Annotated in this window: 17 protein-coding genes and 3 tRNA genes; 9 read left to right on the top strand and 11 right to left on the bottom strand. The window is 62.4% G+C overall.

Translation table 11 applies throughout. The features are described from left to right. Positions 1–98: 98 nt before the first annotated feature. Positions 99–593 (top strand): DUF1877 family protein, encoded by a 495-nt coding sequence (locus KYT97_RS21135; protein WP_033235101.1) that lies wholly within the window; start codon positions 99–101, stop codon positions 591–593. 143 nt (positions 594–736) lie between these two features. Here the strand turns inward: KYT97_RS21135 and KYT97_RS21130 are convergent. The 4 genes from KYT97_RS21130 to KYT97_RS21115 form a co-directional block, all read right to left on the bottom strand. Further along, positions 737–827: transfer RNA gene (locus KYT97_RS21130), tRNA-Ser, on the bottom strand. A gap of 56 nt (positions 828–883) precedes the next feature. Beyond that, positions 884–1,075 (bottom strand): CsbD family protein, encoded by a 192-nt coding sequence (locus tag KYT97_RS21125; RefSeq protein ID WP_033235102.1) that lies wholly within the window; start codon positions 1,073–1,075, stop codon positions 884–886. Between the two features lie 142 nt (positions 1,076–1,217). Further along, positions 1,218–1,679, bottom strand: a complete 462-nt coding sequence (locus tag KYT97_RS21120) for a nucleoside deaminase (protein WP_033235103.1) — start codon at positions 1,677–1,679, stop codon at positions 1,218–1,220. Continuing rightward, positions 1,680–2,219: a tRNA adenosine deaminase-associated protein gene (locus KYT97_RS21115; RefSeq protein WP_033235104.1), complete on the bottom strand. Its 540-nt coding sequence runs from the start codon at positions 2,217–2,219 to the stop codon at positions 1,680–1,682. 48 nt (positions 2,220–2,267) lie between these two features. Here KYT97_RS21115 and KYT97_RS21110 point away from each other — a divergent pair, with 48 nt between their 5' ends. Next, positions 2,268–3,239 carry a prephenate dehydrogenase gene (locus tag KYT97_RS21110; RefSeq protein ID WP_219113066.1) on the top strand — a complete coding sequence of 324 codons (972 nt, stop codon included), beginning with the start codon at positions 2,268–2,270 and terminating at the stop codon, positions 3,237–3,239. A 10-nt stretch (positions 3,240–3,249) separates the two neighbouring features. Here the strand turns inward: KYT97_RS21110 and KYT97_RS21105 are convergent, their stop codons facing one another. Continuing rightward, entirely contained in the window at positions 3,250–3,837 is a 588-nt protein-coding gene (locus KYT97_RS21105) for a putative glycolipid-binding domain-containing protein (protein ID WP_072782699.1), read from the bottom strand. A gap of 248 nt (positions 3,838–4,085) precedes the next feature. Between KYT97_RS21105 and KYT97_RS21100 the strand changes: the two genes are divergently transcribed. Genes KYT97_RS21100 through KYT97_RS21080 form a run of 5 tightly spaced genes read left to right on the top strand, consistent with a single transcriptional unit; the run spans position 4,086 to position 8,522 of the window. Continuing rightward, on the top strand, positions 4,086–5,231 hold the full coding sequence (locus tag KYT97_RS21100; protein ID WP_172936952.1) for a DNA cytosine methyltransferase: 1,146 nt from the start codon (positions 4,086–4,088) through the stop codon (positions 5,229–5,231). Between the two features lie 13 nt (positions 5,232–5,244). After that, complete coding sequence (locus tag KYT97_RS21095) at positions 5,245–6,123, top strand: hypothetical protein (RefSeq protein WP_045066418.1); 879 nt, start codon at positions 5,245–5,247, stop codon at positions 6,121–6,123. A gap of 20 nt (positions 6,124–6,143) precedes the next feature. After that, positions 6,144–6,548, top strand: a complete 405-nt coding sequence (locus tag KYT97_RS21090) for a very short patch repair endonuclease (protein ID WP_092805926.1) — start codon at positions 6,144–6,146, stop codon at positions 6,546–6,548. Positions 6,549–6,558: 10 nt separating this feature from the next. Further along, positions 6,559–7,254 (top strand): DUF998 domain-containing protein, encoded by a 696-nt coding sequence (locus tag KYT97_RS21085; protein WP_045066414.1) that lies wholly within the window; start codon positions 6,559–6,561, stop codon positions 7,252–7,254. A 29-nt stretch (positions 7,255–7,283) separates the two neighbouring features. Continuing rightward, a complete protein-coding gene (locus tag KYT97_RS21080; RefSeq protein ID WP_219110639.1) occupies positions 7,284–8,522 on the top strand; it encodes an alpha/beta hydrolase family protein in 1,239 nt (412 codons plus the stop codon). On the opposite strand, the gene KYT97_RS21075 is transcribed toward KYT97_RS21080, so the two are convergent. The 3 genes from KYT97_RS21075 to KYT97_RS21065 form a co-directional block, all read right to left on the bottom strand. Continuing rightward, positions 8,519–9,706 (bottom strand): cation:proton antiporter, encoded by a 1,188-nt coding sequence (locus KYT97_RS21075; protein ID WP_219110638.1) that lies wholly within the window; start codon positions 9,704–9,706, stop codon positions 8,519–8,521. The genes KYT97_RS21080 and KYT97_RS21075 overlap by 4 nt on opposite strands. A gap of 67 nt (positions 9,707–9,773) precedes the next feature. Continuing rightward, positions 9,774–10,415 (bottom strand): dihydrofolate reductase family protein, encoded by a 642-nt coding sequence (locus tag KYT97_RS21070; protein WP_095887673.1) that lies wholly within the window; start codon positions 10,413–10,415, stop codon positions 9,774–9,776. Positions 10,416–10,500: 85 nt separating this feature from the next. After that, positions 10,501–11,334 (bottom strand): MurR/RpiR family transcriptional regulator, encoded by an 834-nt coding sequence (locus KYT97_RS21065; protein WP_092805663.1) that lies wholly within the window; start codon positions 11,332–11,334, stop codon positions 10,501–10,503. Between the two features lie 239 nt (positions 11,335–11,573). Between KYT97_RS21065 and KYT97_RS21060 the strand changes: the two genes are divergently transcribed. Next, the gene (locus KYT97_RS21060; protein WP_245005896.1) at positions 11,574–12,803 is read left to right on the top strand and encodes a metal-dependent hydrolase family protein; all 1,230 of its coding nucleotides are present in this window, start codon (positions 11,574–11,576) and stop codon (positions 12,801–12,803) included. Between the two features lie 132 nt (positions 12,804–12,935). On the opposite strand, the gene KYT97_RS21055 is transcribed toward KYT97_RS21060, so the two are convergent. From KYT97_RS21055 to KYT97_RS21045, 3 genes are all read right to left on the bottom strand, one after another. Beyond that, a tRNA-Arg gene (locus tag KYT97_RS21055) sits at positions 12,936–13,008 on the bottom strand. 82 nt (positions 13,009–13,090) lie between these two features. Then, positions 13,091–13,182 (bottom strand) — tRNA-Ser (locus KYT97_RS21050). Positions 13,183–13,278: 96 nt separating this feature from the next. After that, positions 13,279–13,995, bottom strand: coding sequence for a dienelactone hydrolase family protein (locus tag KYT97_RS21045; protein ID WP_033235114.1), 717 nt, complete (start codon positions 13,993–13,995; stop codon positions 13,279–13,281). Between the two features lie 62 nt (positions 13,996–14,057). Between KYT97_RS21045 and hisC the strand changes: the two genes are divergently transcribed. Beyond that, positions 14,058–15,134: a histidinol-phosphate transaminase gene (hisC, locus tag KYT97_RS21040; protein ID WP_045066851.1), complete on the top strand. Its 1,077-nt coding sequence runs from the start codon at positions 14,058–14,060 to the stop codon at positions 15,132–15,134. Positions 15,135–15,145: the final 11 nt, after the last annotated feature.

Here is a 15,145-nt window from a genome sequence, read left to right as displayed (position 1 = left end):
CGGGCGCTGGCTGCTCAGGCGCCTCAGGGGAGCTTTTGGCGGTGGCGGAGGGATTTGAACCCGAGTTGACCACCAGGGGCAGCCGTTAGCATCACGCCATGGAACTTGGGGTACATTTCGCGCTTTCAGACCACGTGGCAACGGAACTTCTCGACGCACGTGGCGACGACGACAGACTCGATGCGTTGGTCGAGGACATCGAGGAGACAGGGCGCTCCGAGTTCTCATGCGACACGGACAAGGCGTGGGACCCGATCCTGTGCTCCCTCTCCGATGGCGGGTACCAGCGCGCGCCCGAGAACTGGCCGGCATGTGGCGTGATCTTGGGGGACGAGGACCTCAACACGAACACCGACGACCAACTGATTACCTATATGACGCCCAATCGGGTCGCCGAAGTCGCCTCGTACCTGGCGGAAATCACCGAATTCGAGTTCGGCGCAGGCTATGACGCGATGCCGCTCGACGACCGCAACCCGGAGTACGGCGTGGACGAGCGCACGTACGCCTGGGGTTGGCTGCAGGAAGTGGTGGACTTTTTCCAGCGCGCGGCCCGCGACGATCGGCACGTGGTGTTCACCGTGCGGTTCTGACTGCCCACCACTGTCAGCAGGCGGGTCTCGATCGTCCTACTCGTTGTGTCCTACTCGTTGTGTCGAGCGACTCTCAACGCAGCTGCAGCACCGGCAAGAAACACAAAAAAGCTCCCCACCTGCGTGAACAGGTGGGGAGCTTTTGGCGGTGGCGGAGGGATTTGAACCCTCGGACGGGGGTTACCCGTCACACGCTTTCGAGGCGTGCTCCTTAGGCCGCTCGGACACGCCACCGTTGGTGACTTTACCGGATGGTGTGCCCGAGACCGAAATCGCCTGGTGGCGGATCGTTAGGTCAGCTTGTCCTTGACGCTGGAAGCAGCATCCTTGACCTTCTCACCAGCGTCTTTGACCGCCGATTTCACCTGGTCGCCTTTGCCTTCGTTTTCGAGGTCTTTGTTGCCGGTGACACTGCCAGTAGCTTCCTTGGCTTTGCCGCCGAGATCTTCTGCCTTGTTCTGAGCTTTGTCTGCGATTCCCACGAGTACTCCCTTGAGTGAACGCGAAACAAATCACCTTCCGGCAATTCGCAGATACCGTGACGGCATCTGTCCTCCACCATGCCTGCGTCTGCCGGTTACTGCCACCCCGATGTGGAATCCGTCTCGCTCGGGAATAGCGGAATCAGCCCCGCTGCTCGCGGAAGAAATCCTCCAAAAGCCCAGCACATTCGTCTTCGAGCACCCCACCGCGCACCTGCGGACGGTAGGTCAATCTTCTGTCCCGAACGACATCCCACAGCGATCCGACGGCACCGGTCTTGGGCTCCCAGGCCCCGAAAACGACCCTGGAGACACGGGCGAGAACCAACGCGCCGGCACACATCGTGCACGGCTCGAGAGTGACGGCGAGCGTCGCACCTTCCAGACGCCAACCGTCGCCGTAGATTTTCGCCGCTGCACGCAACGCGAGAATCTCGGCGTGAGCCGTGGGATCGGACGACGCTTCCCGCGCATTGGCCGCACGGGCAACCTCGACGCCGTCCGCGTCGAAGACAACCGCGCCAACGGGAACGTCGGAGACCGATGCACTGCGCGCGGCACTGATGGCCGCACGGATCATGCGCTGATCGTCAGCGAGTGACATCTACCGCGGGAGCTTGTCGAGCACGGCAGAGAATTCGGATTCGAATCCGAGTCGCTGCGCGATCATCGCCAATTGCTCGTCGGGATACAGATCAGTATCGGCGGTGATCACCGAGAGAACGGGTTCCGGTAGCCCCAGATCAGCCAGGACCGACAGATCCCCCTCTTCCCAGGGCTCGACATTGTCGAGGTCATCTGGATCGATGTCGGGGATTTCAACGTTCAGCGCGTCGAGGACGTCCGCTGCGATGTCGTAGTCGATCGCGGCGGTCGCGTCGGAAATCAGCAGATGCGTTCCCGTCGGCGCAGGACGCAAGATGATGAAGAACTCTTCGTCGACGTCGATTAGGCCGAAAACGGCACCCGAGCTACGAAGCTCGCGGAGTTCGGTTTCGGCGCTCGACAACGACGTCAAAGCCGCAGAGGTCAAAGCCTTGACCGTCCACTTGCCTTCGTCACGTACCACTGCCACGCCGAAGCCTTCGAACTCCTCCGACTGGTTCGAGGAGGCGCTCTTGTTACTCGCGCGCTGTGCACCCATGGCGCAACGGTAGCCCGGCTAGTGCCCGTGAGTGAAGTCCGCGCCCGGATATGCCAACCTGAACGGGTGTCTGCGACCGATTCTGCCCCTCCCGTCTGCGTCCTCGGCCTCGGTTTGATCGGCGGTTCGCTGTTGCGCGCCGCTGCCCGCGCCGGTCGCGAGGTGTGGGGTTACAACCGTTCGAGCGAGTCGGCCGACGCAGCGCGCGCCGACGGTTTCGAAGCCAACACCGATCTTGCTGCCACTCTTCGGAAAGCTCAGGAGACCGGCGCAATCATCGTGATCGCCGTGCCCATGCCGGCCGTCGACGCCACTCTCGAAGCCATTGCCGCACATGCCCCGAACAATCCGGTCACCGACGTCGTGAGCGTGAAGGGCGAGGTGAAGGCAGCCGTCGAGCGTCGTGGCCTGAGTGCCCGCTTTGTCGGTGGCCATCCCATGACCGGAACCTCCGCGTCTGGCTGGGCCGTTGGCGACGCAGACCTGTTCATCGACGCCGTGTGGGTCGTGGCCACCGACGACGGCGTCGACGCAGATGTGTGGACGCAGGTCGCGGACCTCGCTCTGGACTGCGGTTCCGTCGTCGTTCCGGCCGAATCTCTCGAACATGACCGGGCTGTGGCCCGGATTTCGCATCTGCCGCACCTGCTCGCCGAATCGTTGGCGATCACCGGCGCCGCCGGTGGTGAACTCGCGCTCGGGTTGGCCGCCGGATCGTTCCGCGACGGCACCCGCGTGGCCGGCAGTGCGCCGGGACTGGTGCGGGCGATGTGCGAGGGCAACCGCGATGCACTGCTGGTCGCACTGGACGAGGCTCTTGCTCTACTGCAGAGGGCGCGAAGCGAACTGCACGCGCACGGTTCGACAGCGGAACTCGTCGATGCCGGGTTTGCCGCGCGAGGAGCCTACGAATCGCATGAGCGTTGGGACATCACCGAGGTGAGCGTCGGAGAATCCGGCTGGATCGACCGGATGCGCGACGCCGGCCGCCGTGGCGGCGTGATCCGGCGACGCAGGTAGATCCCCGCTGTCAGATCCGGCCGGCCAGTCCTGGGTAATCGAGGATGAATCCTTCGTGGTCGACGGTCACCGTTGCACTCGATACGGGTGACATCACGCTGATGCCGTCGGTACCGCTGCTGTACGTGATGGTTGCGGCTTCGACCCGCAGATCCAGCAGGTTGACGTACACAACCGGAACCTCGACATCTTGAGTGTCGTTCTGCAAGCCGAAGCGCCTGATGGGAAGGGTGTTGAAGAACGGGCTGAGGATCACGTCGACGTCGAGCGCGCCGGAGAAGGACGAGCGCTGGTGGTTGGCGCCGTTCTCCACCATCCAGGTTCCTTCTTCGTCTCGGCTGATCGACATCTGACGCTCACCCGCAGCGAGGGCGGTACGCACCGACAACCTGCGCGTGATACCCGCCTCGTCTGTGACCAGGTCATATGAGGCGCTGAATGCGGGATGTTCGCTACACGCGCCACCGATGATCCGGCCTGACGCCTTGATGCGATTGCCGCTCAACTGCACGCGTACCGACTCCATGCGAGGAGCGTTGTGCGCCTGCCAGGTCAATACCGCAGGCCAGGATGCGCTATCGGAAGGTTGGATGCTCACCCGACCACGGTAATGGACGATGCCCTCGAGAGCACTGCTGGCTGGTGATTATTACCGCGATCAAGGACCTTTTCCGCGGCGTCGGTGACCTGCGACTGTGTGTGTAAGGCGATTCACAGCCCGATTCGTCCACCGATACGTGCGGAATGCCGGTGCGCGAAAAGTTGTGGCAAAAGCTGTCGGACTTCTCGAGTAACGTGCTTACAAGTCGGTTCGTGAGGAAGGGTGCTGTGACGTCGTCGCAAAGCATGGTGGGGTTGTTTGCCGGTATCGGTGGGCTCGAGTTGGGTCTGTCGGAGCACGGGTGGAACACCGAACTGCTGTGTGAAATCGACCCGGGCGCCCAGGCAGTTCTCCGTTCCCGGTTCTCGGACGTCCCTTTGCACGGCGACGTCACGAAACTGCGCGCGCTCCCGGCCGATATCGACTTGGTTGCTGCCGGTTTCCCGTGCCAGGACCTCTCGCAGGCCGGTAAGACTGCGGGCATTACCGGCGCCCGCTCGGGCCTCGTCGACGAAGTATTTCGACTGGTCAAGCGCAAAAAGGGTCCACGGTGGCTGGTCATCGAAAACGTGCCATTCATGCTGCAGCTAGGCAAGGGCGCAGCCATGCGGCACATCACCGACGCTCTCGAAGACCTCGGTTACACGTGGGCGTACCGCGTTGTCGACGCCCGGGCATTCGGTCTCCCTCAGCGCCGCCAGCGCGTCATCATGCTGGCATCGCGCACCGAAGATCCCCGCGAAATCCTCTTCGGACAAGATGCCGGTGAGCGACTCGGCGGCGACCCTGCCGATTTCCCGTGCGGCTTCTACTGGACCGAGGGCACCCGCGGACTCGGTTGGGCCGTCAACGCCGTACCGACGCTCAAGGGCGGTTCGTCCGTCGGAATCCCCAGCCAGCCGGCCGTCCGCTTACCTTCGGGTGAGATCGTCACGCCAGGCCTGGTCGACGCCGAACGTCTACAGGGTTTTGATCCCGACTGGACACTGCCGGCCGTCGACGTTCCCGGCCTACGCCACAGCCATCGCTGGAAGCTCGTCGGAAATGCCGTGAGCGTGCGAATGGCGTCGTGGGTGGGTAGCCGTCTGGTCGATCCCATCGAATACGACGCGGAGTACGAGACACCCCTCGAACCTGGCGACGCCTGGCCGAGTGCCGCGTGGGGCCGTAACCGCCAAGCGTTCCGCGTCCACACCTCGACGTGGCCCGTTCAACACGACTACGAGGATCTGAGCGGATTCCTCGAAGACACTCGGTTGCTGTCCGCTCGGGCTACTGCGGGCTTCCTCAAACGCGCACGGATGGGCAACCTTCGCTTCATTCCCGGATTCATCGAGGACGTAGAAAGCCATCTCGAGCGGATGGGCGGATATCCCGAGGCAGTGGCATGAACGGGGCAGTGGCATGAGCGAGGGTTCACTGTTTCCCGAGCCGGAGACCCTGTTTCCCGAAACGCTGTTTCCGGAACCCCAGCACGAACCACTGTGGGACGCATTGCGACTCGCGGGCGACAAACCTGCGGCAGACGCCGACCGCGGCGAGAAGAAGAACTACGCGCAGCGGCTTTCCAATCAACTCGCCCAGACGGTTGCCGACGCCTTGCGCCCGCTGTACCCCAACATCACCCCCACTGCGACGGGCGAAGGCCAGGAAGCGACGGTAGATGTCGCGAAGGGCCGAAAGCGCTTGGATGTCAAGGCACTCGACCCCACACTCGGCTTGATCCTGTGCGTGTCGATCAAGACGTACAACTTCCAGGACTACAGCCCCCGCAGCGGAAAGCTCGGCCGCTGGACCAAGAACATCGTCCGCAATGATCACGAATTGCGTGGCGAGGCAATGGTTCTGCATCAGCGACAGCCCTACAGCGTTCTGGTGGCCGTCATGTTCGAGCCGTACGCCACGTGCGACGACGGCGACCCCACCAAGACCAGCGACACCGGCAAATCCTCGTTCGCCCACCACGTCACGACGCTGTCGAAGCGTTCCGGCCGCGGCAAACGTGCGGTTGTCGGCGTTCCGGGTAAGGCGTGGGTTGATCTGGGCGCCGAGGACACGCGCTACGACCTCTTCGAAAAAGTGTTCATCGGACTGTACGAAACCGATGGCGGCGTACGCTTTTTCGACGTCGACGAGCCGCCTCCCCGCAACGGCCGTCCCACCGAGAGTCAAACACTCTCGTTTGACGATTTTGTCACCATCGTGCACGGTGAAGTGGAGCGTCGCAACAGGTTTGCCCCCACCTGGTCAGACCCGGACGACGGCGACGACTCCGACAGCTGAACCCCACGAAAGTGAAGACAGTGCCCGCGACGGATCCGACAACCAGCGCTCGAATGAGCGCACAGCGTCGACGCGACACCAAACCCGAGATCGCGATCCGGCGCGAACTTCATCGGAGTGGACTGCGGTACTTCGTCGATCGGGCTCCCGTCAAAGGTGTTCGTAGACGGGCCGATTTGGTGTTTCCGCGGCGGAAGGTGGCGGTGTTCGTCGACGGCTGTTTCTGGCATTGCTGCCCGCTCCACGCGACATACCCCAAGAACAATGCGCAGTGGTGGGCGGACAAGTTGGCCGCCAATGTGCTGCGAGACCGGGACACCGATGCACGCCTCGCCGAACAGGGCTGGACCGTCATCCGCATCTGGGAGCACGAAGATCCGTCGACGGCAGCCGAACGCGTCCGGAACACTCTTCTGTCTCCGTAAGCTTCGTGAGGTGAGCGGACTTGGTGGAGCGCGAGTAGTTCTGGCGGGTGCGTTGATTCTCGGTGGAATCGTGTACTCGTCGTGGGTTCTGGAGTTCTTCCTCGACACCGGACTTGATCCGGTGACGTCGTTCCTCAGTGAACTCGACGCGGCAAATCAGAAGTACCGCGACGTGTTCGGTAACGCTGACGTTATCTCCGCCGTTTTGATGTTGGTGTCAGCGACGCTCGGGCTACTGGTTACGGAGCGACGCAAATTCTATGTGGCGGGCTGGATTGCACTGGCTGTGTTCGGCGTTGCCACGATTGCGGACGCGTCGTTTCCGCTGGACTGCTCCGGCCCGGATTGCGCGGCGAGCGAGCCCGGCGGACTACTGCCGCAACTACATCACGTTCATGCTTTGACCAGCAGCGTAGCGGTCTTTGCGATCTTCACCGCGATGATCACGTTCACCGTCGGGGCCTTCCGTTATCGCGAGCATCCGCTGTTGCGCACCGTCGGATTGGGCCTTTTGATCGTGACTTCCCTTGCGACGGTGTGGATGTTGACAACTAACGGCATAGAACTGGCCGGCGGCGGTAATCTGGGCTTGGGAATCGCCCAACGTGCACAGGTTTTGGGAATGTCTTTGTGGCTGTGCACCCTGGGTTGTGCGGTATTGCGGCGACAGGAAAGGTTTTTGAACAGCGATTTCGGGCGATCCTGACATACACGGACCTACCGAAGGGTGTGCCCATGTCACTCGCGTCGACGTTCTTCTCCCACCCACATCAGGCGTTCACCACGGGGTTTTATCGCAACGAGTCGTTCGACTACGAACTGCGAGTTCTCCTCGGCCAGGCAACGTACGGCGCCTCCGATACCGGAGAAGTTCTTGCTGCCATTGCCGAAGTCGGCGACAAAGACCACGAAGGTTGGTACGTCGCGTGGTTCGACCTCGGATCACGGATCTTCGAGGAAGCCGAGGAATCCGCGCGCGCCGGACATCCGCGCAGCGCGTCGAGTGCGTACCTGCGGGCAGCGTCGTACTTCGCTGTTGCCGTCAATGCCGTCGACGGACTGACCGACGACTCTGTTTTAGTTCCCACGTTCCGGCATCACCGCGCCGCGTGGGACGGTTTTGTCGACACCACCTCGCACTCCGTGGAGCGCGTGCGGATTCCGTACGAGGACACCACGATGCCGGGGTACTTCTTCCGCCCACCCGGAGACGTGCGACGGCCGACGCTCATCATGGTGAACGGCAGCGACGGCCCCATCAGTTCGATGTGGGTCAACGGCGGCGCCGGAGCGCTCGAACGCGGCTACAACGTGCTGATGTTCGACGGACCGGGTCAGCAGTCCATGTTGTTCGAGAACAATATTCCGTTCCGCCATGACTGGGAAGCTGTCATCACCCCTGTCGTCGACTTCCTGATCGACCGACCCGACGTCGACGCGTCGAAGTTGGCGATGTGCGGCATCAGTCAGGGCGGCTATTGGGTGCCACAGTCACTGGCGTTCGAGCATCGGATCGCCGCCGCAATCGCCGATCCCGGCGTGGTCGACGTGTCCGCGTCGTGGCTCGTTCACATACCGCGCGGCATGCAGAACTTGCTGGAAGAAGGCAAGTCGGAGGCCTTCGACCGGGACATGGCGATGGGGTTGCGAGCGTCGAAGGAAACGGCCCGCACCTGGCGGTTCCGAGCCCGGCCCTACCTGACGGACGGCTACTACAACACTCTGGCCGAGGTACGGAAATATCGCCTCGAACATGTTGCGGGCTCGATCACCACTCCCCTGCTGATCACCGATCCAGAACACGAACAGTTCTGGCCGGGGCAATCGCAACGCCTCGCCTCATTGTCCGGCGGGCCCACCACGGTGGTTCCGTTCACGGCAGCAGAAGGCGCGAGTTTCCACTGCCAACCGATGGCAAGACGCCTCACAGACCAACGCATGTTCGACTGGCTCGACGAGCAGTTGGGTCTCTAGACGACCGAAGCGACCCTCGCCGTACGGTTCAGCAGCGTTGCACACATCGGGAGCAGCAGAACGGTAATTGCGCCGGCCGCCACCAGAATCGACGCATTGTCCGACGACATCTGACCGGCACTGACAGCAGCACCGGTGACGGCCACGATCATCGGCAACCCAGTAGCCCCGTACAGCGCGACCTGCGCACTCTCCCTGGTGCTGAAAGGCGGTTCGACCTTCTCGAACTTGGTCGTGAAAAACACCGGCACACCGCGAACCACGATGATGAGAACAAGGAACGCCAGCAGGACGGTGGGATTCTCCGCGACCGCCGACACGTCGATTGCCATTCCGGAAGTGATGAAGAAGATCGGAATGAGGAATCCGAAAGCAATACCGTCGAGCTTGATCTCCAACCGCTCGTTGCCGTCGGGCATCAGGCGTCGCAGGATGAAACCGGCCGCAAAGGCGCCGAGAACAACGTCCAGCGAGAATACGGCCGAGAGTGCACCCAGCCCGACCAGCAACAAGATCGTCAGGCGAACCGTGGTCTGTGCTGTGGTGTCCGCTCCGGAACGGACAAGTGTGTGCGTCCACGATCCGTGCGAGATCAGCTTGGTCGGCAGCACCGCAAGAATGACCGCGATCAGCGCGAATGCCGCGAGGACCACCAGCGACAGGACAGCGCCACGCGCACCGAGCAATACGGCCATCGCAACGACAGGGCCGAGTTCGCCGACAGCGCCGTGATTGAGGACCGTCCGGCCAAGCCGGGTGTCGAGGATTTTGTTGTCCTTGAGAATCGGCAGCAGGGTGCCCAACGCCGTTGACGTCATCGCAATCGCAACGGCCGCTTCTGCGGAGATCACACCCTGCGCCCCCAAGAGCGCGACAATCGCAAACGCCAAGGCGAGGCAGAACAGCCACGTGTACAGGGCTCGCCGGCCACCAGCGCCACTCAGTTCCTTGCGGTCGATCTCGTAGCCGGCGAGCAGAAACAGCATGCCGAGGCCAAGTTCCCGAAGTATCCCGATGGCCTCACTCTCTGCCGCCAGGTTGAGCGCAAAGGGCCCGACAACCGCGCCGGCGACCAACAGCAGCACAACTTCCGGTACCAGGCGCCGCGGGAACAGGCCCGCGACAAAGGGCGCGAGCGCAGCGATCAGCGCAATCCAGAACAGCGACGAGGCAATTGAGGGCACGGATCATTATCGGGCATTTACGACAGATGTGCCTGCGATTACATCAGCGGCGCGTTACCGCTCTGAGTTATTTTCGCCAGAACAGGTGGTGGGTCATCCCACTCGGGCTTGGCACGATCTCGAGATTGAAACGGTCACGCAGCTCGTCCGGCGACTCCCAGAGACGGAGCCCGGAACCGAGCTCGACCGGAGAAACCGCGACGTGCATGGTGTCGACGAGATCCGCGTCGAGAAACTCCTTGATTGTGGTCACCCCACCGCCGAGCCGGACGTCCTTACCCTGTGCGGCCTCGCGGGCCTGCTCGAGCGCGGTCGTCGGGTCCGCGTCGACAAAATGAAAAGTCGTGTCGGAAAGGGTGAACGACGGTCTTGGGTGGTGGGTCATGACAAACACGGGCGTGTGGAATGGCGGCTCGTCGCCCCACCATCCCTGCCACTCGAGGTCTTTCCAGGGTCCACGCTGGAATCCGAATTTGTTGCGGCCCATGATTTCGGCGCCGATATTCTGGGCGAAGTCGCGAGAGAAGTAATCGTCGAGCCCTCGACTTCCACCGGGGTCGGTTCGATTCGGCCAGCTGGCCGTGGCTCCGGCCCACGCAAACATATCGCGATGGTCGAACCCGAACGGGCTCTCGAAACTCTGGTTCTCACCCGCGGCGACTCCGTCACTGGAGATGGTGAAGTTCTGGACCCGTAGTAGCTGATTCACTGTGCGCTCCCACACTCTCGATGATGGCAATACGGGAATTAAGACTCGGCGGAGAGGTGAAACTCATCGGCGGCGGGACTATGCATCAAGCCTGATCGTCCATGAGACCGAGCGTGTCCCAAGCCTGCTCGATGCGTCCGGCCGAAAAACGAGCATCGGAGCTTTCGAGCTCGGCGAGGATGGCCTGGACGACAGCGACCATGGCTGTCAGCGACGGAGTCACGTAGATACCCTCGATCGGGGTGATCACGACGTGATCGGCGTATGTGTTCAGGGGTGACGAGTGCAGGTCGGTGAGAACGGCGATAGTCGCGCCCCTTTCGCGTGCAAGACGGGTTAATCCACGCAATGTACTGGTGAGGCGCCAAACATTGATGACGATGACACAGTCGCGTTCGTCCAGGTGTGACACGTGTATCGCCTGCGACGTTGCGGAGCCGGCCGAGAGGCGGATGTCGTATCCGTAGACGGACGCCAGGTAACTGAGTACCTGTGCGGGTCCTGCCCCGGATCCACTGGTGATCAACACGATTCGACGGGCCGCTTTCATCGCGTCGGCAACGCTCTTGATAGCAGTGACGTTGGCCGCGGACGAGACGGCGGCGAGATTTGCCACGTCCTGCCTCAGCATTTGCGCCGCCGCCTCCGTTGATTCGGGGCGCTCGGGATTTGTTGTCACGAGAGAGTCGAGATATTCGGCTCGGAGCGCTTGACGAAGATCGCTCCACCCCTCGAACTGGAGCTGCTGGGCGGTCCGCACAACAGTGGAGACATTCACCCCAGCTCGCTCGGCGACTTCGCGGCCAGATGCATACGAGGCGAACTGCGGCATCTGTGCAAGAACTTGTAGGACCCGATCGGCCTGAGCTCCGAGGTTCGCGCGCTCTGCTCGTTGCGCGAGCATCGTCCCAACCGTCACCTCGGAGCGCCTCTTTTCACTGGATCTAATACATGGCATCAAGCGTCGCTGACGACCTGAAACACGTCACTGGTCGCAGTCACGCTATCACCGCAATCTCAGGCCTTCTTGGGGGAACTTCACATGAACAAAGTGTTGCATGAATCACGACTATGCATCTAATGTTGCGCGCATCCCGGCCTCGACGCGAACATTCCCGCAGCCCACGGACAACAATCAATCGTTTTCAAGGAGAGACCATGCACACTCGGGTAATAAACGCCCACACGCTCGAACCCTCGACTGGCGAGCGGCAGAAGAATGCCTGGATCGATATCGCCGACGGGAGGATCGTCGACAGCGGGGTGGGGCGGCCCCCCGCTTCGGCCGGTGACATTCGAATCATCGATGCAGGTGGGGGAACCGTCATGCCCGGCTTGGTCGACGCCCACGTCCATATCCTGGTGACGACGACAAATACCGCCGAAATTGCTGGATGGACGCCCGGCTACGCGACTGTCAGAGCGCTGCGCTCGGCGGGCGACATGCTCCGACGTGGTTTCACCACCGTGCGTGATGTCGGTGGCGCCGACCATGGAATGGCCCGTGCTTTGCAAGAGGGCTTGGTCCCAGGGCCGCGACTGATCTTCGGCGGTAAAGCACTATCGCAGACCGGTGGCCACGGAGACTTCCGCTCTCTCAATGACACCTCTGTGCCCTGCTGTCAGCTGAAACCCGACTTCGGACGGATCGCGGACGGCGTTGATGCCGTTCGCCACGCGGCCCGCGACGAGTTCCGCAAGGGCGCGCATCACCTGAAGCTTGTCGTCTCCGGTGGGGTCGCATCCCCGACTGACGAGATCTCAGCGGTCCAGTACACACAGGAAGAGATACGTGCGGCTGTCATCGAGGCCGAGAACCACAATCGGTACGTCACGGTGCATGCCTACCACCCGCGCTCGGTGAATCAGGCGCTGAGGGCTGGCGTGCGATGCGTCGAGCACGGCAACCTCATCGACGACGAGTCGATCCGCCTGCTCGTCGAGAACGACGCCTTCTTGGTCCCGACAATCATCACGTACGAGGCGATGTACGAGGCCGGTGCTGCATCCGGCCTGTCCGCAGGATCACTGAAGAAGCTCGACGAGGTTCGCACAGCGGCCGTCGGCGCGCTTGAACAGGCCCACCGGGCAGGAGTGAATCTGGTCTACGGCACCGACTTGCTCGGGCATCTGCAAACGCGTCAACTCGAAGAGCTCACGATCCGTGCGCGCGTTCAGCCGATCCTCGACGTGATACGCAGCGCCACCAGCACTGCTGCGCGCTTGCTCGGAATGGAAGGAGAAATCGGCACCCTCGCGCCGGGCGCTCACGCGGACCTCCTCGTGTTGGACGGGGACCCGGAGCAGGATCTCACCGTCCTCACCACGCCGGAGCGGTACTTGCGTCACGTGATCCACAGTGACGGCGTCACCCACATCGCGAAGTGATGGACGTAACAGCAGGATGCGGAGGCCTACGTCGCCAATAGACATCAGGCCAATCGGATGCATCCGTGTGCACGTGCAGAAATACAAGAAAGCCCCTCACCGGCATCTCTGCTGGTGAGGGGCTTTCTGTTGTGCGCCCGAAGGGATTCGAACCCCTAACCTCTTGATCCGTAGTCAAGTGCTCTATCCGTTGAGCTACGGGCGCATGTTCTGTTGTGTTGCTGGTCTTGCGTGTCTTGCCGTCGTACTTTCTATCATTTCTTACCCGCCGGTCAAAATCACCGGCGTGGCGGAGGCGAGAGGATTTGAACCTCCGGTCCCTCGTAAAAGGGACAACTCATTAGCAGTGAGTCCCATTCGGCCGCTCTGGCACGCCTCCCTGGGGGTTCCGATCCTTTCGGACCGCCGGGACGAAAGATTACACACTTCTCACCACCAATGGCAAAACGAGTGGTCAGAGCCCTGATTCATGGCGTTATCGCAGGTTGCCGTCGAACCAGTCGAAGATCCGGGTGCGGGCGTCGATGATCGCGGCTGCACAGGGGTCGTCGTCGTCCCGGCCTTCGGGGACTTGTGGTGGTTCGTCCGCTCGATGCTGCAATCCTGCGTAGCTCACCACCAGGGTCGCCACGTCGGCTTTTGCCGTCGCCTCCCTCAGCCTGTTGACGTGCTCGGGTGGAGTGTCGGGATCGTCCTCCCCGTAGAGGGCGAGCCACGGGGCTTGCAAGGACACCGCTGCGTCGAGCAATGCCTGCGCGTCGACAGACAGCGCTTCGACGATCCCACGAGCGGCGACACTCACAGCCGCACCGACGGGACGACTGGTTGCGACGAGCATCGCCGCGGTGCCTGCCGCGTCGAAACCGAGGACGCCGATGGTGTCGGCCGGGACGTCGCGGCCCGTGAGCCAATCGAGGGTCGCGTCGACGTCGGCAAAGAGGTTGTCACCAAAAACATCGCCCTGGATTACCTCGGGTTCACGGTGAAAAAGATGCGGGGCGACGGTCAGCCAGCCGTCGACGGCAAGGGCAGCCATCAACTCGAGGAGCGCTTTGCTGAATTGCCTCGCCTCGTGCAATACGACGATCGCGCCACGGGTCGGGCCGTCGGGTTCCACCACGGTCAGTGGCACAGTGGCGACGCCGCCGTCGGCCACCCGCAGATTCGCGGCATCTCGGAACATTCCCGACATGCTTCCTACTCTGACACGTGGACGGCTCGAGCGCACCGAATCAGAGCGCGCATAATCGGACTGTGACCCCACACATTCGCCCCGACCTCGCTTCGATCCCCGCCTACGTTCCCGGACGCAATTTTCCGGGTGCGATCAAACTCGCGAGCAACGAAACGACACTTGGCCCGCTGCCCAGCGTCCGTGATGCCGTGGCCGAAGCTGTCGGACACGCGAATCGTTACCCCGACAACGGCGCGGTGGCATTGATCGAGACGCTTGCGTCATTCTTGAATGTCGAACCGGCAAACGTCGCTGCTGGTTGCGGCTCTGTGACGCTGTGCCAAGAGTTGGTACAGGTCACATGCGATCCGGGCGACGAGGTCATCTACGCGTGGCGCTCCTTCGAGGCCTACCCGGTGGTGACTCAGGTTGGCCACGCGGTGTCGGTGAAGGTCCCGCTGGCCGAGGATTTCGGGCACGACCTCGGCGCGATGCTCGCCGCGATCACGGACCGCACGCGCCTGATCTTCATCTGCAACCCCAACAACCCGACCGGCAATGCACTGTCGAAAGCGGAACTCGAAAGCTTCCTGAACGCCGTCCCGCCCCGCGTCGTCGTCGCTCTCGACGAGGCGTACTACGAGTACTCCCGATCCGATGCGGACGGCATCGAACTGTTCCGCAATCGCCCGAATGTGGTTGTACTGCGCACGTTCTCGAAGGCGTACGGCTTGGCCGGTATCCGGGTGGGTTACGCGGTGGCCCATCCCGAGATCATCGTCGCGCTCGGCAAGGTCCACACACCGTTCTCGGTGAGCGCGCTCGCGCAGACCGCCGCCATCGCATCGCTGGCCGCAGCAGACGAACTCCTCGCCCGCACCGACGCCGTCATCGCGGAGCGGACTCGCGTTCGCACCGCACTGATCGAGGCCGGCTACACCGTCCCCGAATCGTCGGCGAATTTTGTCTACCTGCCGCTCCGCGAACTCTCTCCCGGCTACGCCGATGCAAGTACCGAATCCGGCATCCTGATCCGCCAGTACGGCACCGAGGGCGTCCGCATGACCATCGGCGATCCGGACGAGAACGATGCCTTCCTCGCATTTGCCTTGACCGACGAAGCCAAGCGCTTGGCGGGAATCGGCGTCAGCGCGTGACACTTGATACA

It is taken from the genome of Rhodococcus globerulus (genome assembly GCF_019334125.1).
Lineage (GTDB): Bacteria > Actinomycetota > Actinomycetes > Mycobacteriales > Mycobacteriaceae > Rhodococcus_F > Rhodococcus_F globerula.
The sequence above is the reverse complement of the archived record's forward strand: the minus strand, read 5'-3'. Positions and strand labels throughout refer to the sequence as shown.

Bases quoted from the DNA above. Each gene is read 5' to 3' on its own strand.
- KYT97_RS21135 (WP_033235101.1), top strand. From the start codon at position 99: ATGGAACTTGGGGTACATTTCGCGCTTTCAGACCACGTGGCAACGGAA.
- KYT97_RS21120 (WP_033235103.1), bottom strand. From the start codon at position 1,679: ATGTCACTCGCTGACGATCAGCGCATGATCCGTGCGGCCATCAGTGCC.
- KYT97_RS21115 (WP_033235104.1), bottom strand. From the start codon at position 2,219: ATGGGTGCACAGCGCGCGAGTAACAAGAGCGCCTCCTCGAACCAGTCG.
- KYT97_RS21100 (WP_172936952.1), top strand. From the start codon at position 4,086: ATGGTGGGGTTGTTTGCCGGTATCGGTGGGCTCGAGTTGGGTCTGTCG.
- KYT97_RS21095 (WP_045066418.1), top strand. From the start codon at position 5,245: ATGAGCGAGGGTTCACTGTTTCCCGAGCCGGAGACCCTGTTTCCCGAA.
- KYT97_RS21080 (WP_219110639.1), top strand. From the start codon at position 7,284: ATGTCACTCGCGTCGACGTTCTTCTCCCACCCACATCAGGCGTTCACC.
- KYT97_RS21060 (WP_245005896.1), top strand. From the start codon at position 11,574: ATGCACACTCGGGTAATAAACGCCCACACGCTCGAACCCTCGACTGGC.
- KYT97_RS21045 (WP_033235114.1), bottom strand. From the start codon at position 13,995: ATGTCGGGAATGTTCCGAGATGCCGCGAATCTGCGGGTGGCCGACGGC.